Origin of the sequence: Segatella hominis, assembly GCF_004535825.1 — a bacterium.
GTDB lineage: Bacteria > Bacteroidota > Bacteroidia > Bacteroidales > Bacteroidaceae > Prevotella > Prevotella hominis.
The window spans coordinates 15,371-42,113 of record NZ_SGVY01000027.1 but is presented as its reverse complement, the minus strand read 5'-3'; the positions used below and the strand labels follow the sequence as shown (position 1 = coordinate 42,113).

Sequence of the window (26,743 nt, the reverse complement as noted above, 5' to 3'; positions counted from 1 at the left end):
TCAGATTATTTTTTCTTTCGAGATACCAAAGTAGCCACAGCTACACCTGCAACCACTAAGATGGAACCAACGATAATATTCACAGATAATGTACTGCCTACTATGATGAAGGTAAACACCACAGCCCAGAACGAATAGGTTACATTTAGGCAGAGAGCCTTGGCTGCACCTATCAGGTCAATGGCTGTGTACCAGCAGAAGAATGAAATCATACCTATCAGTGCTGTAAAGAACAGAGTCAGCCAGCAAGCGGTATCAGAGAACACAGCACTTGTACCCGTCACTAAATTTCCGTATCCACCCACCATGATAGGTGCTACCAATAAGATATAGACAATACCAGAAGTCAACTCTCGGATAAGCAAAGCCATCTGAGGATCCACATTGCCCGCCTTCATGCCATAGCCGCAGACCACACCTTCTGTAGCCCAGCCAATGGCAGCGAGGGCCGCCAGCATAATGCCCCCGACAATGTTGACATCGGTATCACCAGCAGGTGTATAACCAATGTAGATAATGCCCAAGATACATATCAGCAATCCGAGCCACCCGCGAATACGCACTTTCTCTTTCAGTATAACCATCGCCATAGCCGAACCTAAAAGAGGGTAACAAGCCGTCACCGTAGCGGTCAAGGCAGCACCACCCTTGGCAATTGCCAACATATAGAACGTCATGGCGAGAGGGCCGCCAAACAAAGCTCCCAAAGCACAGAACAATCCGTCTTTTGATTTAAATGCTGGCCACAGTTCTTTCAGTCGGCCTTTACATCCCATGATGATCAACATCCATAAAGCTGCAAAGGCATCATGGAGCATACTGCAGATAAAAGTTCCACCAATCAGAAGAACCGGGTTTTCTACAAAAGGAGCCATTGCCATAGCCACACCAATCAAAACCGTGTCCAAGCCCCATGTCATACCAGAGAGAACTCCCGTAGAATAACCTTTGCGCATCAGCGCAGATGTGTTTGCTTTCATTATAATTCTATTTTCTTTAAGTTTTCTATTGCTCGATTATATCTATCTCTTCCGTATGTACCAAAGTCATCCCCCTGTGCTTCCTTGATAACCGTCCATACGGCCCAAAGATAGTCCATCAGTATTTGGTAAACCAAAATTTTTCTTCTTGCATTTTCTGGTTCCTTACCTTCAAAGTAATGGTTGAGGAAATAATCTTGATTCTCATCGGTAAAGTTATTTTCCAGGAACAAGGCTGCAATATCCCACATAGGGTCATTCATGCCCGAGTACTCCCAGTCGATGAGATAGATGGTACCATCCTCAGCCTTCAGGAAGTTCTCTGCCACAAGGTCATCATGACACGGTTTGATAGAAACGCCCAACTGGTTGAGGTAATCTTCCAATTTAAATACCTTTTCCCTGACAGGTTCATAACCATCATACATCTTTCCGTCTGTCATTTTCAGGAGATTCTCATAGTTGAGAATTTCCTTGAATACATTAAACTCATTGCCAAAACGGACGTGTGAGTGATGAAGGGTTTTAAAGATAGTAGCTATCTTCTGCATATTGGAAGGACGCTGGATAGTAGCACCATTCAGTGTTTCGGCATTCTTCACATAATCAGCCAACTTGATACCAGTAGTTGCATTGAAGTATCTGACTGGAGGATTGATACCCATCTTGCACGCCTGCATGGAATTCTGTTCCTCATTACTGCGCACCACCATACCTTCAGAACCATTACCTGGCACACGAAGAACATACTCATGAATACCTTTTACCACCTTGAAGTTCTTGTTGGACATACCTCCAATTTGTGTAATCTTCACCTCATTTCTGATCTGGTCATGAGGGAAAATTTCACTGAGATAGGCCACAAGATTATCATAGTCAAAAGGATTTTCCTTTCTTCTTAACTTTGGATAGATGTAATTGCAAAGCTTATTGAAATCATCCTCACAATCCACATCACCCCAAATCAGATTGGTAAATCGGATATAAGGACGTTCCAATACATCCGTTGAATCCAGCAACAGATATTCATAATTGAGATAAGGATTATTGCTGTGCTTCCATTTCAACATCATCCTGTCGAAGGTAGGCTTAGATATTTTTGCAATACCTAAAAGTTCACCCTCGAAGTTACAAATCTGATGACGGTCCTTGCTTACCTTTGTGATATATCCCTTCTTGGTTTCAACAAAGGCTTCATCTCCGCTACCCGACTCTTCAGTGATGGCAAAGCAGTTTTCATTATCGGTCTCCGACAAAGCTTTCAGCACCTTATATTCATAGAAGGTATCACCCTCTACCAGCAGGAAATCATTCTGGATATAAGGAGCAGCACAAGCTAAGGAGCCCATGGAGGAAGTAAACTTATAATCAGGATTCAAAACGAGATGAACATGATCCGAAGCATACTTCTGATATAAAGGAGCTTGCCCCCCTACTATGAGATAGATGTTGGTATAGTCGAGGGCTGTCAACGCTTCAATGGTTCTGTCCATCAAACACACGTTATCATGATAAGCTTTCAATGGATAAGGAACAGATGTATCCTTATCTTGTCTTGCAGATAAAATTACGGCTGTTTTCATTAGATTCCGAAATAGAGTGACATGGTGAAATATGACTTATTCTTGTAGGGATTAAGGATGTAGCTGGCACTTACAGGCAATTTATAATTTCCAAACTTGAATGCCGTATTATACTTAGCATTGATATTTACTACATTAAATCCACTTTGGTAGTCAGTATAAAAACTCTTATTTAGGTTGGCACCGATGCAGAGTGCCATGCTGTTGTTGTCATTGAAGGAATAGGTGTACCCTACTTCTGCGTATGAGGAATACATCTGCTTTCCTTCTTCATTCTTATCAGCACCGAAGATATAAGTAGAAACCGTGATCCACAGAGGAATCTTTGTCCCATTCCACGTAGCGCATGCTTCTACCCAATGCCCGGTACTACGATTACTCAACTTGAAGTATTCATCCTTCTCACCTACTGAAGAAGGATAATAGTAATCAGACACGCCAATGGTAAATTCACTTACGGTATAAGAAACACCTAAATCCACCTCCTGATGGCTGCCGTTGATAGCATAAGCACCCATAGCAAAGGCATTAAACCCCTTGTAGCCATAGCCGATCATCGGGAATACCGTAGGAGCAGTACCGTATTCTATACCTCTCCACATGTACTTGGTACTTAACTCCAAAGACGCTGAGAAAGGAGAAGCAACCTTTGTACTATCATTTGCAAACAAGCAAGAACATAAGCCTGTTAGAAAGGCTATTATAACTAATTTTTTCATTTCCAATAAGCTATAAAATGATGATGACTAACTTGTTTTTCTACAGGAGGCAATTTCATATAATCACCATACATAACCTTCAAAACATTATCATAATCTATAGGACAAGGGAAGCTTGTGTCTTCAAATTTTAGCTCTATCTGCTTTTTAAAATCACCAGATGGATAGACATCAGGATCGTAACCGTAGGCTATATTGCCACAAATAGAAGAATCTTTCAGGTTCCATTTCTTAGCATTATCTTCCAATTTCTTTACTATATAATGAACGGAGATTGGTGCCAACAAGCACTGAGATATGGCTAACAAAAAATTCTTCAAGAACCCTCTACGCTTTAAGCGAGGAAGACGTTTGATCATCCATATTTTTTGCAGAAGATCCCTTCTCTTGCATATTTTCTCTACCTTCTCTTCGGGCAAAAAGTCTAAAGGGAAGATGTCGATATTTACGCCAGTGTCGATAACGTCTTTTATCTCCTCTTCAAAGTAGGTTCTCGTGTCACCCACTTTAGCGAAAGGGTATGGGTATTTTGAGTTAACCTCTGTAGCAAACACCTTGTAGTTTGTATCTTTGAAAGAAGTTACAAATTTCTCATAATCCTCTCTAAACATAATGATATCAATATCATCATCCCAAGGAATATAACCTTTATGACGTACAGCACCTAACAATGTTCCGTATGCAAGATAATATTTCAGATTGTTCTCCTTGCAAAACTTGTCCACAAATTTCAATATATCCAATTGAATTTGTTTCAGTTCTTCAACATTAATTTCTTTCTTCATTATTTTGTCTTATTTCTTTATAAACATTCATATATTTCTTAGCTATTTCCTCAGCATCGAAACGCTCACAGTTTTTCTGTCCTCTGTCAATCAATTCTTGGCGTTCTGTCTCAGACATGTTAAAAATCTTCATATAACCATCTCTTATGCTGTCCACATCAAACGGATCTACCAAAACAGCACCATCAGCCGCCACGTCTTTCATTGGTAAAATGTTAGATGTCAACACGATGCGTCCTACCTTTTGACCTTCTATTATAGGCATGCCAAACCCTTCAAACGTAGAAGGAAAATTCACGATATCACAGTTTTCATATTCCTTGCGTACTTCATCGTTAGTGATGTTTACAGCGTTAGAAAAGTCAATATGGTTTTCTTCTAACAGCTTCCTGTTCTTTTCAGATATTTCTCCTATAATCCGTAGATGACAATTTAAGCCCTTCAATGCAACAATGCTTCTCGACAGGTTCTTTCTGTCAACTGTTCCTATGTGCATTATGACAGGCTTGTTGTGGTTAAAAGGTTTAGGAGTGTATTTGAAACCACCCAACAGCGGATTTTCTATTATGCAATAGTCTTTTAGATGCACCTCTTTTAATGTTTGTTCTTTAGCAAACTCAGAGATGAAAACAACCTTTGCCGCCCGTTTTAGAGGATAAATGTAAAGCAGCTTCCACATAAACTTTTTTATCCCATGCAAATCGAAATAGTGCATGATATCATGAACAGTAACCACCGTTCGTTTGCCATCAAGGAATAGAAGAAGAAAATGGTCTGCACCTGTGATATGGTTGATCTCTTTAGTACATTGTTTTCGTCGAGCAAACAGACCGTTTTTTAAGATGTCCTTTATTCCTGCAAAAGAAGATGGCATTTCATCTTCTAAGACCATGTTGTTTTGTGAAATTCTTTTAATTATTGGAATAAAAACATTTTTTATGGAATGTCCACCATTTGGTTTAAAATAATGTATTATCATATCTTTAATATTTTTTTAATGCTGCACTACCTAAAAAACAAACGCAAACAAGATAACCCATCATTGGAACAGCACCGATACCACCTGTAGCAAGGGTAAGGCACATGATAGGCAATAAACACACTGCTAATGTGTTGTTTCTTTGGCGCAAACCATTTTTAAATAAGTTTATGGCCCAAGCAAAACGGAAATAAATAAAGAATAAACCCAAGAATAAACCTGTTTCACCAATAGTCATACCGAAACCAGACTCAGCGTTAAAGATTGTAAACATATCGCCATTTATAAATTTGGCACCTACATTTGTTCCAATACCAAGTCCATATCCAAACACAGGAACATTCATTAACAAGCTATTGAAAAATCCACCTATGTATCGATCCCAAAATGTTCCTTCAAAGCCGCCCTCAACTTGATCTGCTTGATCAAAACGCTCTGAAATAGCAGCCAAGCTATCACCTAAATATCCTGATTTTAATACAACGTAAGCAACCACGCTCAAAGCTATTGAAGCAATGATTATTTTCTTTAATGATTTCATGTTTCTTGTAGAGCATAGCAAAACAAAGGTAAAAATAATCACTGTGTTGAAAACCATAGAACGTGACATCGAATATGGTAGACACAAAATGTAGCAGAACGCAATAGCATAGAGATATATTTTTTTTATTTTTAACGGCTTAGGGAGATTCGAATTATCCATAAAGAAGAAAATCAAAAATGCACACACTAACGATTCAAAAGCCGTATAACCACTGGTAAAAGCAAAAGTACCAGAAGGTCTATAATACCCCATTGCACCTCCAAATCCAGAACTTCCTTCTCCACCAACTCCTACATTAACCCATGCTGTTTGTGGAGAATAAAACTGTTCTATAATTAAAAGAGTCATAGGAACAGATATATATAATATCCATATCCCCATTTTGATAACGTCTTCTCTGTTTAAAATCTTTGCCGCAATAACGATAAAAGGAAAATGCAGAAAGTAGTTATGCCAACCAAAAGCCGCAATAAACAAATTGTGATGTCCGAACAATAATGCTGTAAAGAAGCATATTATTGATAACACCATCAATCCTTTAGCATACGGATTATCTATCCAATTATGTCTATATGCAATGAAAAACATATAGATGACAATTGGAGTTCTGACCATTAAAAGAGGGGTCGACAAACCTGGAGCAATCCATTTTCTTAAGGCTCCTTCAAAAATGAATAAGAGGAGATATGCCCATACCCATTTTACATACTTATCGTGTATTTTTTTTGATAAAATCATGAATTGTAATTATTTATAATTGTTGTTATTTTATTTTTTAAAACAGAATAAATTAATGGTATCAATATTCCCACTAAGGAATATGGCAAGAACCATATATTTGTATTTAAATCAGACAGGACAGTCGTATTTGTTAAGCTACTCGCACATCCTATACCACATGAAACAAGAATACTACTCAAAATATGAAATGCCGTCCAATGCAAGATTAATATGTATATGGATTGTTTGCCTAAATATGATAAGCTCTTAAAAGCAATATCAGATTTGTTTTTTATAAAAGCTACAATGTTGAACATAAACACCACTCCTATAAATGTCAATATCGGAAAGGCTGCAAAAGGCCCCCAGTTACATCCTACGACATCAATCTTTACGAAAAAAGCAGAGATAGTCAATGTGAATATTAATAGGATGAGATGCAATTTGTTACTAACAGGTGTCCAATCTTTTAATAAAAAGCCTAAGTATATTGCAATGACTATACCTATCTCACGGTTTATAAGATAAGGCAAGTAATGTTCACCTAAACACCAACTGACGACATATAATAGAACGACAACAAACAATTGTACATTCCTCTTTGGAATCAAACAAATAATGTATGTTAATACAGAACCAAAGAAAAGACTTTTCAAGAACCATATTGGACCTATAAGATTCTCACTAACATCTTTAAAAGCAAAGACTTTTACAATGCTTTTGAACAATTGTTCTATGGAATAAAAATCATTATACCATCCTAATTTATAAAAGAAGTTATGTAAGATAGTAAATATTATACCCCATGTCACAAATGGTTTATATAATCCTTTTACCTTTCTTTTTAAAAAGTCAATTATTTGCCCCCCCCGATTGACTTTCAAGAATTTTCCGCTTACATAAAAGAAAAGGCCCATATGAAACAGATAAATGAAATTTCGAATATATATAGGACATCCGCTATGGCCAACTACCATTAAAATGATACCTATTCCTTTAATTGCATCCCATGTAGTATCTCTTTTGTTGCTCATTTGTGATTGATAAAAATAGACATTTTTTTGTTTATATAGTGGAAGAATATTACGCTAACAATTATCGCTATTATGCTACATGCAAAGAACAATATATTGTTTTGGATATTTGATAAATAATTCATTATTGGTTGATGTGCTAAGTAGCATTCCAAGCTACAAAGACCAATCCAAAACAAATACTTGTTTTTAGGCAAATAATTAATACAAGAATACACCATTACTATCATTAATAAAGGATATATGGTATATCTTAACTGATTATGAATTAACAGTTCTTGTTTCTTTAGCGCTATCTGCAAAACTAACATTAATAAGAGGTACAAAATACCCCCCCCAATGATTTTTCTTGTTTTGACAATAGACCTATCAAGCGCAGCTTGAGCACAGAAAAGACCTATAATATATGGCACAAATCTGTAAAGCATCAGGTTTATGTTGGAATGATGTAGATAAGTGCTGAAGAATATTGCAAGCACAACACATGGCATCAAAAAATAAAAGGTTTTAAAACCAAGTTTGTTGATCATTGCCATTATAAAAGGTGTGAGCAGATAAAACAACATGGAGGCATGTATATACCATACGCTTAAATCGCCATGTGTAAAAAACGAAATGCATAAAAGGCGGTAAACGTCTATAGCGCCAACATGTTGATCTAAAAACACATAATTTCCTAATATGGATAGAATTTCTATAATAAAATATATGGGTACAATTCTCTTAATTCGGTTTGCATAAAAGTCTTTTGGAGAGTGCTTGCTTACAGAAAAGCCACATCCAAAGCCAGAAAGAAAAAAGAAAATGTCTACTCCAATATCTCCTCTAACTATTATGGGTGAATGATAAAAGCCGAAATTTAGGGCAAAATGATACACAATGACCATAAGCATGGCCACTCCCATTATTTCAGTACGCTTTTCACTCAAATTATAGAGTGTTGAATTGTTCATTAATTGCATCGCTTATTTCGTTTTCATAACAACACCAAGGACGTCGTCTTGCTGTTTCCATTGCGTTTTTACCTATCTTTTCAAGTTGGTTTCTTTTACTTATCGCATCTCTAATAGCATTTGTCAATGATTCAACAGAACCTGCTTCAACAACCCAACCGTTTTCTCCATTATTTATGATATCAACTGCGCATGTGCGGTTTGTCGCAATAACAGGTGTTCCCTGTGACATGGCTTCTGTTATAACCATTCCGAAACCTTCAAATAATGATGGAAATATAAAAACATCAGCCTTTCTCATTTCTTGTAGCACATTATCATGTGGCATCGGTCCCAAGTAATTATGCTTCGACAAGTTAGATTGTAGCACTTTACAGTTTGGATAACTATTGAAACCAATAATAGAAAGTTCTATTTCGTTTTCAAAAAGCTTGACAGCCTCAAACAGATAACTTAGTCCTTTACTCTGGCTTAATCGGCCAACAAAAAGAAACCTCAATTTTCTGTTACTGTTGTTCTCATAAGTTCGCTCTTCATATACGTTTGGAAAACCGTATGGAATAACTTTTATTGGTGATGACAGTGAGTGAGGGTAGTATTTTAAAATTGACTCTTTTGTAAATGAACTTGCTACAAATATACAATCACCCAATTTTAATTCCTCATCTTTCCTTATTAGCTTCTCTTTGCTGTCACCAAACACCCCCAAGGTTTCTGCCCATTCAGGATTTTTCTTAGCTTCATCTGCAAGTAAAGACTGATAGCAACGCCAATGAACAATCGGTAAATCAAAGAAGCATTTTATTCCTTTTTCTTTTGCATAACGGAACGTTTCAAGAGCTCCATCATCGTATGCATAAACGCCATCTACATCGTGTCTTTTAATATACTCTTTTACTTTTTTATCTATATGATGATAAACGTCATCTACAGTAACTGTTGGTATAAATTTTATCTTCCTTTTAAGAAGTCGTAGCAGTTCTCTAAACGGATAACTTTTGATAAACTTTCCTAAACATGCGTCAAACGAACGTTTCTTAAATTCAGAAAGTCCTGGCAGCTTTGACAGCTTATCATATATATTTCCAGGCAAACAAGCTACACAGGTAACAAACGCCTCCAACATCTCTTTCTTATATAATGCAAGAACAGCATGGCGAGTGTTCTCATTCCCCGTCGGATGAGATATGATTATTTTCTTTCCCATGATTTAAAGTAATCTACATATTTCTGAACCATAAAATCTGGTGTGAACATTTTTAAATGCTCATTTACTCTTTCTTGATTTAAGGATGATGTATTGTCCATTTCTAACATCCTTTTTGTAAGACTATCAATGTCTTCTTTCTTAAACAATAATCCACATGTGCCTATTGCCTCAGAAATACCATCTCCATCAGAACCTATAACTTGGCAGCCTGTTGCCAAACCTTCAAGAGCTACTATTCCAAATGCTTCTTTATATACGCTTGGCACAACTAAACATTTATGTTTGTTGAGCTCGTCAACAAGAGCCCTTCCTTTTAATTGTCCTTTAAAGATTACTTGATTTTCTAGTTTCTTATTTGAAACAATTTTTTGACAGTCTTTCTTCATTGGTCCATCTCCGATGATGAACAAATTCTGTTTAATATCTGATAAAGATAAATATTTCAAATAGGCGTTAATTAAAAAGTCAACTCCTTTTTCTGTTACTAAACGCCCAACGAAAACGAAATCTTTTCGATTTTCAGACCCATAGTTTTTAAAAAGAGAGTTGTCGTAGGAGTTATGAATAACAGAATAACGTTTTAATCCCAGACTCTTTCCAACAGCATCGCTTACACAAATGTTGTGAGCAAAATGAGAAAAGATTTTTTTCAAACGTGAGACCTTCGTCTCATTTTGATCCCACACTCTAAAATAGCAGGTATGATGAATAACAATCCATTTTTTCAGAAAAAGCAGAGCGGGCAACACTCCTTTTAAAGAAAGAACAGAATGAACAAAAAGGTCACATTTTATATACTCCTTTATCAAGGATGATGTTTTTGTTGTTCTTATTATTTTAAATGAGTATTCATGTTCATTGTCTTCATCAAGCACAGGCGTAATGACGGTAATATTAAAATATTTTGACAGCCCTTGAGCTATAAGATAATTGATAGTTTCAAGACCACCTACTCTTGGATAAAAAGATGGCGTGTATATTAAAATTTTCATCTTTTCAATAATTTGCTGATTACAAACATGTAGTGCCCCCCCAAGAATGAAATATACTTAGAGATATCTTGGAAATTCTTAATCCTATGTATATATACACATCGGGGGATTTTTACTGCATACAATTCTGTTGGAGTATTAAAGGCTGAAAATATCTTATCTGCTTTAAGAAGCAACCAGTTTTCGGCCCAATATCTGTTTAGCTTTTCTTTATCAGAAATAGCTGGCAATGTCTTGATGTAAGATGATTTGCTCCACCAAAAGTTTCCTGCATAATATTTATAGTGATATGGTGGAACTATTGGGTCATCGTATTTGCAACCGTAAGAATCGTATTGTTTCAAAACATTGATAGCCACATTATGTTTGTAAAAGATGAAATATTCCATCATCTTACTCCATGCTTCACTACAGCCTTTCAGGTGTTCAAACTTTGAGGTGGGATATTTGCTTGTCGATTGAACAGTATATGAAACGCCTTTTGTGTGAAAATAATATACATAAAACTCTTCTCTTTGAGCAAGATTATGTATATATTCCAATGCTGGAAACTCAAATTGGTTTTCTTTTAATGGCAATGAAATAACAATCTCAAAATCAACATCATATTGGCTCAGAGTTTCTTTTAACTTATCAATATCTCCAACCGTTGTGTAAATACAGGATATAAACAGCTTTGTGGTCAAGTGAAGCAAGCCTGAATCCGTACATGCCCCTAACTGTTCTTTTACCAAGTTCACCCATTTGTTCACACAAAACACATGATACATTCCATATATCGGCTTGTCTATTATTGGATCTGTATCAAATGGTTTTATATTATCCGATTTGGTAATAGGCCAAATGTTCTTAACAACATTTCTTATTTGCATAAGTTTTTACAATTTCAGTATTGACAATGACTTCATGTATTTATTATAGACAGCTTCCCATGTCAAATGCTTGGCAAAATCCATACTGCTATTTTTCAATTTATCTGACAAATCATTATTACCAATCAGCTTGTTAATCAGAGAAATATATTCATTAACAGTATTTTCTCTCGCAAAAAGGAATAAGTCAGACAGCTTATTGTCTGTCATAAAACCTTTGGTTGTGATTGTTGGAATACCAAATTGAATTGCTGCTGCTAAAGAACCACTCTTTAAGGAACAGCCAGACGAGGAATCTTCTGGTAAGATGAGAATGTCTGTAATTTGTAGATATAGAGCCAGACAATCTATCTCCATTGGTCCTGTAAAATATATGAAATCTTCTTTAGGAATGCTTGAGTTTGCTTTTCCTAAAGCAATCACTTTTATTTTAGCTCCATTTTTTATAATGGATTTAATGGCATCAACAACAACAGAAAAATCTCTATTGCCAAACAGGGTTATAATGGTGTCATCCTTGCCTGAGATAGATTCTTTCAATTTTTTCTTATCAGAGTCATTGGCATAAATTATAGGAACATTACTGGGGATTGGCATTAAAGAAACATTTTCTATATTTAGGGCTTTCAATCTTTTTTTGTAATGCTCTATACTTGTTCCAACAAAGGTGCTATTTAAAGCCATTTGCTTTGCAATAGAGGCCATTAGAAAGGCACCAATGTTACGGTGAAACTGATACCATTTTCCTCTTCCAATACACACTTCGTGAAAGAAAGTATATAATGGCACGTTTATCTTCTTTATCTCTTTGGCAAGGTATGCAATAGAGAATGGCAAACCTCTATTTTCATATCCATGTGGAACATATTGCAACGATACAACATCAATATGTTTCTCTTGTATCAATCGAATAACAGGAGCGGCAGCTGATTTGTTCCAAAATTCAACGACAGGAAACACTTTTATGTCCTCATAATCAGTCTTACCCCTATCATCGCGTTTACACACAATGCTAACATTATGCCCATGTTTAGCAAATTCCTTTGCTAAATTGAGGGTGTAATCGCCAACCCCATCTACAACAGGAGGTAGGGTGTTTGTTATAAAAAGAATGTTCATATTTTGATTACTTCATCCTTTATATGTTTCTGTTATTCAAATAGTTTGATAACCTTTTCTATAACAGGAGCCATATCATAGTATTTATATTCTGCCAATCTGCCACCAAAGATTACATCCTTTTCTTTAGAAGCCAATTTGCGATACTTATTGGCCAACAGATCGTTTCTATCGTTGTTAACAGGATAGTAAGGCTCCATGCCTTCTTTATATTCTGTGGAATATTCTTCAGAAACAACAGTTTTGGGACAATCATAAATCTCTTGACCAAACATCTCAAAGTGCTTATGCTCTATAACACGGGTGAAAGGAACGTCATGACTTGTGTAGTTAACAACAGCATTGCCTTGGAAATTTTCTGTATCCTCTACACGGGTTTTGAAGCTTACGGTTCTCCAATCAAGCTTGCCATATACAAAGTTGAAATATTCGTCAATAGGACCAGTGTAAACCAACTTGACGGCATATCTTCTCCAATCTTTGTATTCAGAATTGAAGTAGTCGATATCTGTTATACATTCTATGCCTTCCAGTAAACCATCAATAAGCTTATTATATCCTCCAACAGGGATGCCTTGATACATGTCATTGAAGTAATTGTTGTCAAACACAAGACGAACAGGCAGACGCTTGATAATAAAGGCAGGAAGATCTGTGCATTTGCGACCCCATTGCTTTTCGGTATACTCTTTTATCAGTTTCTCAAAGATGTCTTTACCTACTAATGTAAGAGCCTGTTCTTCCAAGTTCTGGGGCTCACGACCATTAAGAGCTGCAACAGCTTCAGCCTTCTGTTCGTTAATCTTAGCCTTTGCGTCCTTTGGTGTGGTTACCCCCCACATCTGGTAGAACGTATTCATATTGAAAGGCAAGTTAAACAGCTTACCTTTATAATTGGCAACTGGGCAATTGGTATAGCGATTAAATTCAACTATCGAATTAACGAAGTCCCACACTTCTTTATTTGAGGTGTGGAAGATGTGAGCACCATACTTATGCACATTGATGCCTTCTATATTCTCACAATAAACATTGCCACCAAGATGTGAGCGTTTGTCTATAACAAGACATTTCTTGCCTTGCTGTTTGGCATGATACGCAAACGTTGCTCCGAAAAGTCCAGAGCCGATGATTAGGTAGTCATATTTTAATAAATCCATATTTTTTCTTTTATATGTTTATACCATCCATTTTTAAATAACTGTCAACATGACACAGTTTGCCATAACAATCTATATTTTTATATTTAGGACGCATCATAGAAAACTCGAAATTATTACGATATTTAAAAAATGCCATTCGAAGTTTTTCTGTTTTTTCGGTCTTATCTCCAACCATGCATATAGGCATGAATTTGATTCTTAAATTATTGTGAATACAATACAACGGAAGGAGCAGCTCGCTCATGAAACCAAATATGCGCTTTTGAAATTTATATCCACTCAACCTGACATTGTTTTCTATTTCATGAAGAATGGGGAAAAGCCATTCACAATAATCATTGAATATTGTTTTTGATGTGAAGAACATATTGAAGGCAATCCAACGATTATCTCTAAAGAAAAAATCTTTTATTGTTTGCTCGTATTCAGGATAATGCTTTAATATTACTCTGTTCATGATATAAAAATCCTCTATCACATGAGCATAAATATATGCATCTGCGACAGACTGGTTCATATATGTTGGCTTTGGTAATATTATATCATACCCATGCAAGCAATCAACAGGATTTATATCAAGAATTCCACTATTTTTAAAGTCATCAACGCTATATACACTTACAGAAGTCCCTTTCAAATTGAAATATCTTCTATAATGAGCGAGTCCGATATAATCAACATCTCTTAAATTCTTCCAAGCCCAATATAAGCCTGTAAGTTCACAATAATTAGGGTTTTTTATGCTGATATTATCACCCTCGTCATCGCCTTGAACTCCAAGATCAACATTTGATAATGCTTTACCAACCTGTAAAGGCATATATACATCATTCTGTGCCATAAAATCTTGTTTATGTGCACAAACTATTATTTTACTTTTTGTCATATCTCTCAATAAAACAAGGTGTGACCACCTGTAAATTCATATCTCAAATCTCTGCTTCTCTCACCGATCTTCCTTGCCGGAATTCCTGCAACTATGGTATAAGGTTCTACGTCTTTGGTTACTACAGCACCGGAACAGACAACAGCTCCTTCGCCTATGCAGACATTGTCAAGCACTGTGACATTTGATCCCAACCATGCTCTGTTGCCTATATGAATCGGTCCATGGTTACAAGGCATGCTGCGAAAATAAGGATCATTGACATCATGCGCCTCAGTCCATAGATGAACCTCAGAGCTGAGATTCACATTCTCTCCTATATAGATTCCTTGCCTTGCGTCAAGGATGCAATTATCCCCTATAATGCTTCCCTTGCCAATGTGAAGATTTACTCCACTACGTATCTCGCAACCAAAATATATAACGCTCGTCTTATGTTTATCTACAAGATAGATATAACGATATACCCAGTTGCGCACTGCATGAGAAGGAAACATCTTGATGCGGTGGATGAGATAACGCTCATAACCTATGAAGAAGATAAAAATCTGATTTTTTATCTTTTGACCAAAGGATAGATTGGGCATCTCAACACTTTGTTCATTCGTCCCCCCACCTATTTGAATCTCCTGTTTTCCCTGTATTCGCATTCGAGAATTAAACACACGAAGAGGGAAGGCTAAAAATATGAACGCAATATAGTCGCGAAAAACATATAAAACCAATAATATGAATATGATGGTCATAACATATTTTTATAATTTCCAAAAATTACCATTGCGTAATCGAGACTCTTGCTTACTCATAAACAAATGCTTGATTTTCCTCATAAGACATTTAAATTGCAAATGCATCAATGCTATAGAAGGATGATTCAACATCAACTTACGCAAAAACTTAGAGTTATCTACTTTTGTCCAGCTTCCCAATGCCATGTGAACTACTCTACTCTTCGTGAAGGAATAGAACAAAGAATTAAGGATGAACTGCTCTGGACCTAAAATCAAAATTCCTTCATCCAAGTGTTGAACACCAGCATTATACCGATAACCATATTTCATAGCGGCTCTTGTTAACACTGCACCAACTATTTGCTCGTCGTTGTAGAAATCATTATCACGATACATAAAATCATGCGTATTGTAATAATCCAAACAATCTTTTATTAACGGATGATGAGGTTCTGCCAATAAAGGATTGGCACAGATTCCCAAACCACTATATTGCATCCACTTCTCCTCACCTTCAGGCAACCAAGTCTCTTTGTCTAGTTTTGACAGGTTCTGTGCGAACATTCCTGGGTAAAACTCATGACAACTCACCACACAGTTGTCGAGCAAATCATCAAAGCTACGAAGGGCATACTCGTCTGAATCCATATATATACCACCCTCATAGTAGAGGGCATACATGCGTACATAGTCGGCAACGAAAGCATACTTCTTCAGTTCATAAGCCTGCTTGATAAATGGTACCGAGTTTACATCGAAATTATCCTCATTCCAGAGCTTTATCTCATAGTCAGGACACTTTCGTTTCCAACTTTCAATGCACCATGTTACAACCTTTGGCATCGGTCCTCGACCGAACCAACAATAATGAATTTTTTTTGGTATCATATCTATTATTTATTTCATCAAAAAAGAACAGAATTTTATTCTGAGCTTATCAATAAGAACAGCCATAGCAAAAACTGTCAATACAACAAAAGCTGCGTTTAGAGCACTAAAATTGTCAAAATGAAAGAATGGAGCAACTATTTCTGGTGTATAGCAATTCTCGTGTAACATATATACAGCAAGGACAGAACCTGCCACATAGTTTATTGTCTTGTTATATGTTTTGAAGTCATCCGCAGACACAACCATAGACATAGCCACAAGTATAAGCAATGGATTATAATAGCTAAATACATAAGGATAGGCTGCAGAATAATATCCACAACAATATCCATAATAGATTGGTAGCACAAACAACACAACAGACGGTATCATCATCCATTTTATAATTCTCTTGTAGCTACCAACATATTTTCTCACGTATCTTGAAATAATGTAATATTCTATCATGGTAAACAAATTACAACCACCCTCTTTTCCTATCCATTTGCCAACTGCTATATAGAGCAGTATCAATACAACTAAAGAGAATGCTTTAAAATTTAGTTTATCAAGCACCGCATTTATGCCATCCGACAAGATATAAAGCACTATATAACAATTAACAAACCATATACCCGACACTCCAAACACTTGCAAAACAAAGACACGGAATTGGAAAATCGGAAGAAACAAACAGGCTATAGAATAAAATGCTATTGTGTACAAGACAACTTGAATAAGAATGTCTTTCAGCCTATTCCATTTGAACCTTACACCATAATAGCCGGAAATAAACATGAAAATAGGCACCCCCTGTTTTTCCTAATGCTTGCATCACTATGAGAGGCAACAAGTTCCCCCCATTTGGAATTTCCTCGCTAAAAAGCCCTAACCCTCTGCCACATAAATGAAACCAGACAATGAGAGACATTGATAATATGCGGAGAAATTCTACCGTTGAGTTTCTTTCTTTTTTCATTCTTTCTACTGCATATTTTATAGACGATGCAACCATTTTTTTATTAAGAATTTCATCTGGCATTTCCAAAAGCCATACCTTACATTCCAAAAATTAAACGGCATGGCATTGAAAGCCTTCCACCAATAATAGTGAAATGGATGATTGTTAGGATTTCCCTTCCATGGAGCACAACCTGCATAATGGATGATTGCTGGATGTGAAATATATTCATTCCACTCTTCTTTATTTAATAATTTGGCTATATGCAGGAAAGGAGAATATTTTGGAGACAATATGACTTTGGCATCTTGGCATATCACATTGATAGCATCCTGGTCTGGAAATAATGTCTTTTCCGGATATTTTTTGCCATAATCCAAAACTTGCTCAGCTATATTATACTTTCTCCAGTAATCAAGATTAAGCATCAATACGCCAGAACAGACGTATCCTTTCTTTGGAACTATTCCTAATCGGTCATATACTGAACTGGAATAAGACTCTGGATCCATAGCACCAGCAATTGCTCGTTCTTCCATATCCATATCAAACAGTTCATCCAACTTATCTGTTACACAGACATCACAATCTAAATACAATACTTTGTCTATAGCGGAAGGAAGATATTCTGGCAGAAATAGCCTATACCACCCAAATTTACTCCATGCCATATTTAAGCCATCAAGTTTTGTGTCATCTGTAACTTGATATATATTCAGATTTTCCCCCCCCCAACTAACCGATAAAGCAATTGAGTACTTTTTTCTGTAAAGCCATCTGTTACAAGATGAAAAGTAACATTTTCTTTTCTATGATGCATCAAGATAGACTGTATTGTTACGCAAGCGTATGGAACATATTTGTCATTAAGACATAAAGCGAAATGTTTCATAATTTACAACTTTATTAATTATACTTTAGAATGTTTATAGATTTTGTTATGTTTCTTTTTATTAAGATGCACCCCACTGGTACAATTACCATAAATACTGTACATCCCAAGCTATCCCACCAATTCAAAGTCTGTTGCAAATCCAAATTATAAAATTCTATTCCCCCGTATTCTATTTTAAACAAAAACAGTAGATAGATTCTGCGAAGAAGCATATTGACAAGCAAAATCGACAAAGAATGTTCTCCTACAAATGCAAAAGTTTTAGCCAGAGTTTGATTTTTGTGTATATAACTCGAAATACCTAAAATGAGAAAGCATCCGGCAAGACTAAAGATGGGATAACATATTGGATTAGTAAACTCTAATTGGGGTGTAGAAATCCTGCCCCCCCAAGTTACTCCAATACATAGCACAACGAAAGAACCAAGAATTAAAATCGGATTTTGATAATTGATTCTATTTTTGAATCGTGTGCCTAATAAATATCCTATATAAAATATAAATGATACTATAGATGTGAGAATTAGAGTTTGCATCCATCCTCTATCTATGTTCAAATAAAGCAAGACAAAACCTAAGGCATATAGACCTACAAAGGAAGCTGCCGTTGTAAAAGTCTTGTATTTTGCTTTTCTGTTTACATAAAACACAGCAAATGATAGCAAGGACACAAAGAACAGACACGAGAAGAACCAGTATGGCCCCATACATTCCTCAGTAGGGATGAAACGAGTGTTTGTCGAAAATGCTTTATATGCCATATCCTTTATGCTATAAAAGCCGGCTTCTCTCGTATTTATCCCTAACGTAGTGAACACGTTATGCAAAGCAACAAAGATAAAACCCCACTTTACGAAAGGAAAGTACAAGCCTTTTATCCTCTTCCATAAAAATGTTCTTGGAGCAGCCAGATTCTTTTTTCTGAAAAAGTAGCCACTCATCAAAAAGAAGAACGCCATGTGGAAAAGGTATATGAAGGTATCAAGAAATGTGCATACATAGCTGTGTCCAACACACATCAAGATAATAGCAATACCTTTACCTATATCAATAGTTAAATCGCGATTTTCCATACATTTATTTCATCATAATGTCTAATGCTCTTTTCCAACCAAAGAGCAATATCAGTAATTTCAGTTTTTTACGCTCTGGCAACAACATTTTAATTTTCAGTTCTGAGCAGATAGCATGAACATCTTGGAGAAAAGGCTTAATATGTGGCCAATTTCCATAAACAAAGAAGCCGATGCTTCTACCTATCATTGCTCTTGTTTCTACATTATCTTGATAATCAAGAATCAGTTTACCTATAGTCAGTTGGGTATATAGCGCACTCTTTATGGCTTCAGGTCTCATCACAGCATGAACACCTGTGTTGAATTGCCGCCAGACCGCATATTCATCAGGAACAGCCAGTGTTTTATCAGCAGCGGCATATACTCTCGCAAAGAACTCGCCGTCTTGGTTCTTGATAACATTCTCGTTCCACAGTCCTACTTTCTCTACAAGTTTGCGATGCATCAGATGGCAATGTGGACAATGCCAACCTTTACCACGCCATATATCAAGCAATAATTCTATTCCTGGCTCGTGATCAAAATCGATGCTTCGAGGAGGGTTAAGCCAATGACCATCCTCATAAAGCATTCTAACAGGTGAGAAAACAACGCTGTTGTCTGTACCGTCTTTCATCAACCGCTCCACTTGCTTCTTCAACATTTCAGACGAGAAGTAATCATCAGCATCAAGAAACTTCACATACTCGCCCTTAGACATCTGAAAGGCATAGTTGCGGGCTGAATTTCCCCCTTTCTTTGGATTCTCATATATATGAATGTTATTACATTCAAATTGTTGAGCTACAGAAAGAGATTTGTCCGTGGAATGGTCATCAACGATAATAATTTCAATGTCTTCGTATGATTGATTCAGACAACGTTCTATTGTGTCAGCAATGTAAGCTTCGGCGTTGTATAACGGAATCAAGATACTTACAGAAGGAATATGCTTCATCTGAATGACTTTGTGATACGTTTAACAAATTTACGCATCGGTGGATACATAAAATAAGATAGTGATAAGAAAATAATGAGATATATGGTGACTGACAACAAACTATACAAAGCCCATTGCAAGTATCCCTGTGCTGTATTAGCACCTATCATTTTCAATATTAAAAGAGACAAGGCAAAGGAAAGAACAATTATCGCTAATATATGAAGTATATTCTGTATATATAGTCGTACCGGTTCCTTAAAACCTTGCGTAAACAAGAAATATGGTTTCCATACATGTAATATAAGCAGACTGCTTGAGCAATCGCCCATGATAACTCCAGCCAAGCCAAAGAAATAGCCACCAATAAGACCTACACCAACTGTTATGACGAGGGTTGCTATTGGTGCCCACACATCATGGAACAATCCATATCCATAAACAAACTGCTCAGTTGTACCACGGGTTTGTCCAAGGAAAACGTTTAGCAGAAGAATGCATATAATATACTTCGGTAAGAGATATTTAGATCCCAACCAAATAGATATGAAAGGATCAATCAATACATATAATGAGAAAACTATGAAGGCCGCTACAGCAAAGCGGACAAACAGTAACTCCCAGTATATTTCCATAGTCTTCTGCTTGTTACCTTCTGCTATCAGATTGCCCACACCTGCTCCTGTACTGTTCAAAAACTGATCAAACAGAGTCTGAACTTTTTGAGTAACAATAGTATAATTACCATAGTAAGCTACGATGGTGAGGTTTCCAAAAGCATACACCAAGAAGGGCAAAAGTTGATTTCTTCCCATTCCTGCAAGCACATGCACAAACATCTGTTTGGCTTTGGTGATGATGATTTTATATTCACCATAATGTTTCTTGCCTAAAGCAACTGTGCTTTTTAACCAAGGATATTGTTTGTCTATCTTGTAATTCAAGACAAAGGCATACAAGATATTAAAGCCCAACTCTATAACTATCCAAACGTAAAAATTACACCAATAGATAGCTACAACCATCTGAATGATAGTCTTTACGATTGTTGCTGTCTGAAAATAGCCTGTAACAATATAGTTACGCTGATCGACACCAAGGAGGGTCTGCCGATAGTTGATGAAATAGCCTATTAAAGATGATGCCAGAAAGCCATAATAGACAGCGTATATAACGCCAAGGCTTATATTGGTATCGTGGAAAATCATCGGCAGGAAGCACGACAAGACTACTCCTGCACTTAATATAACAAATCCTATTCTACTGTATAGGTATCCTAATACAGATATGATTTCGTTTATCTTCTTCTCATCTTTATCAAACAACGGCTTGTATAAGACATAACCAATAGAGGCTCCGATACCTAAATCGGCAAGGTTAAGAAACCCCAACAGGTTCTGAAGTGTTGTTGTAAGTCCAATAAATTCTACACCAAGATAGTCTAAGAAAATCTTGCGCGAGAAAAAAGACAATAAAAGAGAAAGAAAATAAAATATAAGATTGACCCTCGCATTTAGCAAGCTTTTACCTATGCGAGAATTTGAGTTTACCATAAAAATGTATTTTTTCTATTAAATATTAATCTTCCCAATGAATATCTGTTTTCAAAACCCTATTCAAAAAGACAACATTCTCTTCTTGATTACTTTTATGAATAACACTACCATAAGGAATTATCGTATTGTTTGCAAGTTCTACACCTTTCAAGATAGTTGAGTGGGCACCAATCCAAACATGATCATCATCCCCCCATATTCCAATACGAATGCCACACTTACGAGGATGAGCTATCACGATTTCAGCATCTTTTGATACATATACTTTTGTTCGCCAATGCAACAATATTGGGCATAGCTTGGCTTGTCGATAAGGAAGATGCTTGAAACAGAAAGCATAACTTCTAATCTTAGATAAGTACAAAATAATTTTCGACAACATATCTTTTATTTTTTATCTCCAAGTAAAATTATAGAGAGTATTTTATTAAGTCGGATAAAACGGGATATATAAGCAGAAATATAGGCAAACAATAACGAAAGGCACAATGCCATTAATATTTCTATAGTAATACTGCCCGTTTCGAAAATATATTTACCGAACATTTCCAAATCGCATGTAGAGGTCATAAATCTATGAAGGATATATATATCCAAACTATATCGTCCGAACAAATTCAACATTCTTCTAATTTTTGTATTTACCCCCCCATTCTGTAAAACCATAACACTATCGGATACACAGACAAAGCGCCTAATATCAAGACTATTGTTTGAGAAGAATATACTTTTATTGAAATGACTAACAGAAAAATCCATAAAATAAATGAAATATCCGAATATGCCTTACGACCGCCAAACAACATACTAAACAGCGAATTTCTTTTAATCAAACATCCAGTGAAGAAAAATGGATATAGTTTATATAGATGTATCACTCCTAAAGCTCCAGCTGCGTTTTGAGGTAAATATGAGAATGCAATCTTAAATCCCAAATAAGTACACACCAGCCAAACTGCATCTATGAACAAACACAACCTTTTATTCCTATCAACTACCTTTTTTAAGAATAACACATCATATAGATGTGTAAACAAATAGCATTGCCATAAAAACAGCAGATACCACAATCCCAATTTGAAAGGATGTGCAATCATATTCTCTTCGGGTCGTATTGTATATGCATAAATAAGCAAGAATGAAAGAAAAGGCAATAACAATTTATGCGATTGCTTTGCATATTTTCTCACAATTTGTTTGAAATCACAAATAGTAGTAAACACCAAGCCAGACAAGAAAGCAAATAGTGGCATGTGGAAAGAGACTATCACTTGAGATGTCAAGGAAGGCTCAACCTCCTTAAAACAAAACTGCAATACATGCCCCATTACTACCATCAAGATTGCAAACCCCTTCAGTTGATCTATATAAACTAATCGTTGGTGCATAATTGTTTATCAAAAAGACAATATATCCTAATCTCTACGAAATAGATCTCTAGTATATACCTTATCCTTTACGTCATCCAAACAAGCATCGTAACGGTTGGCGATGATGGCATGGCTCTGTGCCTTGAAGGCTTCGAGGTTATTCTCTACTCTACTACCGAAGAAGGTACTGCCTTCTTCCAAGGTTGGCTCATAGATGATAACCTCTGCACCCTTTGCCTTGATACGTTTCATGATGCCCTGGATGGCAGACTGGCGGAAGTTATCACTGTTAGATTTCATGGTCAAGCGATAGACACCAATCACACAGTTGTGCTCCTTGCTGGCATCATAACTATTGGCATCGGCATAGCTGTAATAGCCTGCCTTCTGGAGTACGGCATCTGCGATATAGTCCTTTCGAGTACGGTTACTCTCAACGATTGCCTCAATCAGGTTCTCTGGAACATCGGCATAGTTTGCCAAGAGCTGCTTGGTATCCTTTGGCAAGCAATAACCACCATAGCCGAAGCTTGGGTTATTGTAATGAGTACCAATTCGTGGATCAAGACCTACACCTTCTATGATAGCCTTAGTATCAAGACCTTTGACCTCAGCGTATGTATCAAGCTCGTTGAAGTAGCTTACACGCAAAGCCAGATAGGTATTGGCAAAGAGCTTCACCGCTTCTGCCTCTTTCATGCCCATAAACAGTGTATCGATATTCTCCTTGATGGCACCTTCCTGCAAGAGTGCAGCAAAAGTCTTTGCTGCTTCTTTCAACTTCTCAACATCTGTTACCTGCCTGATAGCCTCATTCTCCTCAGCAAACTCAGGTCTATCGATAATCTTAGGATAACCTACGATAATACGGCTTGGATAAAGATTATCATAGAGCGCCTTGCTTTCACGAAGGAACTCTGGGGAGAAAAGAAGATTGAAATTCTTGACTCCTTTCTTGGCATACTTTAGGTAAAGACTGCGGGTATAACCTACAGGGATAGTACTCTTGATAACCATCACAGCATCTGGGTTCACCTCTAATACCAGATCAATCACTTCTTCGACATGGGTTGTATCGAAGTAGTTCTTTACAGGGTCATAATTGGTTGGTGCTGCAATCACCACGAAATCAGCATCGGCATAAGCTGATTTGCCATCAAGGGTTGCTGCCAGGTTCAGCTTCTTCTCTGCCAGATACTTCTCAATGTAATCATCTTGTATTGGAGAAACTCTATTGTTGAGTTTCTCTACCTTTTCTGGGATTACATCTACTGCTGTTACATGATGGTGCTGAGACAATAGCGTGGCTATGCTCAGACCAACGTAGCCTGTACCGGCAACTGCTACTTTAATATCTTTAAATTCTTTCATTTTATCGCTATTATATATAGATTTTATTTTATAAGTTTTTCCAACTTACTTACCAAACTCCTTAATCCTCTGTTCTTCTTTCAAAGAGCAGACAAGCAGTTGTCCATTCTTCTCGGCTACGATATAGCCATCCAAGCCTTGAACTACTACTTTGCTTTCATCGGCTGCATGTACCACGCAGTTCTTGCATTCATACAAGCGGATGTCCTTGCCTACCTTGGCATTGCCAGCCTCATCCTGTGGAAGCAAGGTACGGAGGCTACCCCAGCTGCCTAAGTCGCTCCAGCCGAACTCGGCTGGCAAGGTATAGATTTCCTTCGACTTCTCCATTACAGCATAGTCGATACTGATCTTCTCGCAGGTTGGGAAGAGTTTGCCGACCACCTCTTTCTCCTGTTCGGTATAGAAAGAAGGTGCCATCTCATCCATGATGCTGGCAAGATTTGGCTGGAAGGTACGGATTGCCTTGCTGATGGTATCGATGTTCCATACGAAGATTCCGGCATTCCAATAGTAATTGCCAGCGACAAGGTATTGCTCGGCAGTCTCCAGGTTTGGCTTTTCCTCGAAAGCCTCAACCTTGTAGATTTCATCTACGGATGTTGGCTCTGCTGCGGCGATATAGCCATAGCCTGTTTCCGGGCGGCTTGGCTTAATACCGATGGTAACGATGGCGTTCTTATCGGAAGTATAGCTCAATGCCTTGCTGAGCACTCGCTGATACTCTGAGGTATTAATGACGAGGGCATCGGATGGTGTCACCACAATGTTGGCATCAGGATGCTTCTTCTGGATCTTCCAGCAGGCATAAGCGATACATGGTGCGGTATTGCGAGCCTCCGGCTCTGATAATATGTTATCTACTGGCATGTCAGGGATTTGCTCCTTGACAATGCTGATATATTTCTCGTTTGTCACTACCCACATGTTCTCGACAGGACAGATTGGCTTCAATCTATCTACTGTCAATTGTATGAGGGAACGGCCGACACCCATCACATCGATAAACTGCTTTGGGTAATCGGGGGTTGACATAGGCCAGAAGCGGCTGCCTACGCCGCCGGCCATGATTATGACTTGTATATCGTGCATAAATCTTGTTATTTTTACCTCTTAGTCTCCTTAAAGGAAATGTTTTTTTCGAATCCCTCCGTCTCCCTTTAGCCAAAGGGAGCTCCACCTTTCTCACCAAGCCTCTCTTCCCTCAGGGACGAGAGGATGTAACTACCCTCCGGTGCTCGGAACCGCTACGCTATAAGGTTGGCGGACCAAAGCGGTCTTCGCCATGTTGTGCGGGATGGGACCGCCTTAATGCAATGTTTTCTATAACCTGTTGGCGGAATTAAAAAACCGCCTGAAAATTAGTATATTTTTATGGAGAAAAAAGTTGTGCATCTCGTTGATTTTAAGTAACTTTGTAGTGTCCAATTATAAAGTTATATATTTCACGCTATGCACAACTTGTATGCAAATTTCGTAAAAATTCTTGAGATATGCAAGGATTTCTCCAAAAATTTAGTTAATGAGCTAGGAAATATTCCTCGCCCAGGAGTCGTACCACGTTTTTCAGACCTCGAAGTTGTTGTTTTGAGCTTGACAGCCGAGCATCTTAGTATCGACAGTGAAAACAACTTGTTCGATAGGCTGAAGGAGTATAAGGCTGATATGCCAAATCTGATTTCTCGACGCCAGTTCAATGACAGGCGAAAGTTCACTGCGGAACTATGTGAGAAGATTCGTAAGCGCATAGCGTCAAAGATGGATGGTGCAGAAGAATATTTCTGCATAGATTCCAAACCAATAGAGGTGTGTCGCTTGTCCAGAGGCTTGCGTTGCAAGATGAAAGGAACAGACGTAACAAACTCTCCTGCATTTGGCTATTGCGCTACTCAGAAGATATACTACTTTGGGTATAAACTTCACGCTGTCTGTGGGTTAAGTGGAGTTAACCACTCGTATGACCTGAGTCCAGCTAATGTTCATGACATTCATTTTCTTAAAGATGTAAAGTTTCAATTCCATGACTGTTGCATCCTTGGCGATCGTGCTTACCTCAGTGCGGAACTACAGCAAGACTTGTTTTCTTCTGTATGCATCAAGTTGGAAGTTCCATATCGCTTGAACATGAAGAATTGGCGACCAACATTTAAGCCTTATGCTAAGGCGAGGAAGAGAATCGAGACAAATTTCTCTCAACTTTGTGATCACTTCATGCTCTTCCGAAACTATGCTAAGCAAACACCAGGACTGTTTACCCGAATCATCGGGAAAATCAGCGCATTTACAGTCTTGCAATATATTAATTATGTAAACAACAGACCGATTGGCAGGGTTAAGTATGCGCTAAATTAATTCCGCCAACGGGTTACTGAAATATTTTTTTTAGCGAAACAGTTGAAGTCATCAAACTTTTTAATGACCTCAGTTATCATATCTATCTTCGTTGGAGGAAAGA

The 26,743-nt window shown here is 37.2% G+C and carries 26 protein-coding genes and 1 pseudogene; 1 reads left to right on the top strand and 26 read right to left on the bottom strand.

Going from position 1 to position 26,743, the window contains the following annotated elements:
• Nucleotides 1-5: 5 nt before the first annotated feature.
• From EXN75_RS10565 to EXN75_RS10440, 26 genes are all read right to left on the bottom strand, one after another.
• Nucleotides 6-980 (bottom strand): DMT family transporter, encoded by a 975-nt coding sequence (locus EXN75_RS10565; protein WP_134843787.1) that lies wholly within the window; start codon nt 978-980, stop codon nt 6-8.
• Nucleotides 980-2,563, bottom strand: coding sequence for a phosphotransferase (locus tag EXN75_RS10560; protein WP_134843786.1), 1,584 nt, complete (start codon nt 2,561-2,563; stop codon nt 980-982). The genes EXN75_RS10565 and EXN75_RS10560 overlap by 1 nt, the downstream gene beginning before the upstream one ends.
• The gene (locus EXN75_RS10555; protein WP_134843785.1) at nt 2,563-3,282 is read right to left on the bottom strand and encodes a hypothetical protein; all 720 of its coding nucleotides are present in this window, start codon (nt 3,280-3,282) and stop codon (nt 2,563-2,565) included. Before EXN75_RS10555 ends, EXN75_RS10560 begins: the two co-directional genes overlap by 1 nt.
• On the bottom strand, nt 3,279-4,067 hold the full coding sequence (locus EXN75_RS10550; RefSeq protein WP_134843784.1) for a LicD family protein: 789 nt from the start codon (nt 4,065-4,067) through the stop codon (nt 3,279-3,281). Before EXN75_RS10550 ends, EXN75_RS10555 begins: the two co-directional genes overlap by 4 nt.
• The gene (locus tag EXN75_RS10545) at nt 4,051-5,046 is read right to left on the bottom strand and encodes a glycosyltransferase (protein WP_134843783.1); all 996 of its coding nucleotides are present in this window, start codon (nt 5,044-5,046) and stop codon (nt 4,051-4,053) included. The genes EXN75_RS10550 and EXN75_RS10545 overlap by 17 nt, the downstream gene beginning before the upstream one ends.
• A 4-nt stretch (nt 5,047-5,050) precedes the next feature.
• The gene (locus EXN75_RS10540) at nt 5,051-6,328 is read right to left on the bottom strand and encodes a hypothetical protein (protein WP_134843782.1); all 1,278 of its coding nucleotides are present in this window, start codon (nt 6,326-6,328) and stop codon (nt 5,051-5,053) included.
• The gene (locus EXN75_RS10535) at nt 6,325-7,344 is read right to left on the bottom strand and encodes an acyltransferase family protein (RefSeq protein WP_134843781.1); all 1,020 of its coding nucleotides are present in this window, start codon (nt 7,342-7,344) and stop codon (nt 6,325-6,327) included. The genes EXN75_RS10540 and EXN75_RS10535 overlap by 4 nt, the downstream gene beginning before the upstream one ends.
• On the bottom strand, nt 7,341-8,297 hold the full coding sequence (locus EXN75_RS10530) for an acyltransferase family protein (protein ID WP_167639497.1): 957 nt from the start codon (nt 8,295-8,297) through the stop codon (nt 7,341-7,343). The genes EXN75_RS10535 and EXN75_RS10530 overlap by 4 nt, the downstream gene beginning before the upstream one ends.
• Nucleotides 8,275-9,504 carry a glycosyltransferase family 4 protein gene (locus tag EXN75_RS10525; RefSeq protein ID WP_134843779.1) on the bottom strand — a complete coding sequence of 410 codons (1,230 nt, stop codon included), beginning with the start codon at nt 9,502-9,504 and terminating at the stop codon, nt 8,275-8,277. Before EXN75_RS10525 ends, EXN75_RS10530 begins: the two co-directional genes overlap by 23 nt.
• On the bottom strand, nt 9,489-10,499 hold the full coding sequence (locus EXN75_RS10520; protein ID WP_134843778.1) for a glycosyltransferase family 4 protein: 1,011 nt from the start codon (nt 10,497-10,499) through the stop codon (nt 9,489-9,491). Before EXN75_RS10520 ends, EXN75_RS10525 begins: the two co-directional genes overlap by 16 nt.
• Nucleotides 10,496-11,371 (bottom strand): hypothetical protein, encoded by an 876-nt coding sequence (locus EXN75_RS10515; RefSeq protein WP_134843777.1) that lies wholly within the window; start codon nt 11,369-11,371, stop codon nt 10,496-10,498. The genes EXN75_RS10520 and EXN75_RS10515 overlap by 4 nt, the downstream gene beginning before the upstream one ends.
• 6 nt (nt 11,372-11,377) lie before the next feature.
• Entirely contained in the window at nt 11,378-12,490 is a 1,113-nt protein-coding gene (locus EXN75_RS10510; RefSeq protein ID WP_134843776.1) for a glycosyltransferase family 4 protein, read from the bottom strand.
• A 32-nt stretch (nt 12,491-12,522) separates the two neighbouring features.
• Complete coding sequence (glf, locus tag EXN75_RS10505; protein WP_134843775.1) at nt 12,523-13,650, bottom strand: UDP-galactopyranose mutase; 1,128 nt, start codon at nt 13,648-13,650, stop codon at nt 12,523-12,525.
• 10 nt (nt 13,651-13,660) lie between these two features.
• Nucleotides 13,661-14,539, bottom strand: a complete 879-nt coding sequence (locus tag EXN75_RS10500) for a DUF4422 domain-containing protein (protein ID WP_134843774.1) — start codon at nt 14,537-14,539, stop codon at nt 13,661-13,663.
• A 5-nt stretch (nt 14,540-14,544) separates the two neighbouring features.
• Nucleotides 14,545-15,126: an acyltransferase gene (locus tag EXN75_RS10495; protein ID WP_246031371.1), complete on the bottom strand. Its 582-nt coding sequence runs from the start codon at nt 15,124-15,126 to the stop codon at nt 14,545-14,547.
• Nucleotides 15,127-15,294: 168 nt separating this feature from the next.
• On the bottom strand, nt 15,295-16,158 hold the full coding sequence (locus EXN75_RS10490) for a glycosyltransferase family 32 protein (protein WP_134843772.1): 864 nt from the start codon (nt 16,156-16,158) through the stop codon (nt 15,295-15,297).
• A gap of 9 nt (nt 16,159-16,167) precedes the next feature.
• Nucleotides 16,168-16,950, bottom strand: coding sequence for an acyltransferase family protein (locus EXN75_RS10485; RefSeq protein WP_342776607.1), 783 nt, complete (start codon nt 16,948-16,950; stop codon nt 16,168-16,170).
• Nucleotides 16,951-17,136: 186 nt separating this feature from the next.
• Entirely contained in the window at nt 17,137-17,772 is a 636-nt protein-coding gene (locus EXN75_RS10480; protein WP_134843770.1) for a glycosyltransferase family 8 protein, read from the bottom strand.
• A gap of 44 nt (nt 17,773-17,816) precedes the next feature.
• Nucleotides 17,817-17,993, bottom strand: coding sequence for a glycosyltransferase (locus EXN75_RS18660; protein WP_134843769.1), 177 nt, complete (start codon nt 17,991-17,993; stop codon nt 17,817-17,819).
• 14 nt (nt 17,994-18,007) lie between these two features.
• Entirely contained in the window at nt 18,008-19,069 is a 1,062-nt protein-coding gene (locus tag EXN75_RS10470; RefSeq protein ID WP_134843768.1) for an acyltransferase family protein, read from the bottom strand.
• A 4-nt stretch (nt 19,070-19,073) separates the two neighbouring features.
• Complete coding sequence (locus EXN75_RS10465; RefSeq protein ID WP_134843767.1) at nt 19,074-20,009, bottom strand: glycosyltransferase family 2 protein; 936 nt, start codon at nt 20,007-20,009, stop codon at nt 19,074-19,076.
• Nucleotides 20,006-21,544 carry a lipopolysaccharide biosynthesis protein gene (locus tag EXN75_RS10460; protein WP_134843766.1) on the bottom strand — a complete coding sequence of 513 codons (1,539 nt, stop codon included), beginning with the start codon at nt 21,542-21,544 and terminating at the stop codon, nt 20,006-20,008. Before EXN75_RS10460 ends, EXN75_RS10465 begins: the two co-directional genes overlap by 4 nt.
• 25 nt (nt 21,545-21,569) lie before the next feature.
• Nucleotides 21,570-21,929 carry an LbetaH domain-containing protein gene (locus tag EXN75_RS10455; RefSeq protein ID WP_134843765.1) on the bottom strand — a complete coding sequence of 120 codons (360 nt, stop codon included), beginning with the start codon at nt 21,927-21,929 and terminating at the stop codon, nt 21,570-21,572.
• A gap of 259 nt (nt 21,930-22,188) precedes the next feature.
• Complete coding sequence (locus EXN75_RS10450; protein ID WP_134843764.1) at nt 22,189-22,935, bottom strand: acyltransferase family protein; 747 nt, start codon at nt 22,933-22,935, stop codon at nt 22,189-22,191.
• A gap of 27 nt (nt 22,936-22,962) precedes the next feature.
• Complete coding sequence (locus tag EXN75_RS10445; protein ID WP_134843763.1) at nt 22,963-24,288, bottom strand: UDP binding domain-containing protein; 1,326 nt, start codon at nt 24,286-24,288, stop codon at nt 22,963-22,965.
• A 45-nt stretch (nt 24,289-24,333) separates the two neighbouring features.
• Nucleotides 24,334-25,380, bottom strand: coding sequence for a mannose-1-phosphate guanylyltransferase (locus tag EXN75_RS10440; protein ID WP_246031370.1), 1,047 nt, complete (start codon nt 25,378-25,380; stop codon nt 24,334-24,336).
• A 274-nt stretch (nt 25,381-25,654) separates the two neighbouring features.
• On the opposite strand from EXN75_RS10440, the pseudogene EXN75_RS10430 reads away from it, so the two are divergent.
• Nucleotides 25,655-26,640: pseudogene (locus EXN75_RS10430) on the top strand (IS982 family transposase).
• The last annotated feature ends 103 nt before the right edge of the window (nt 26,641-26,743 follow it).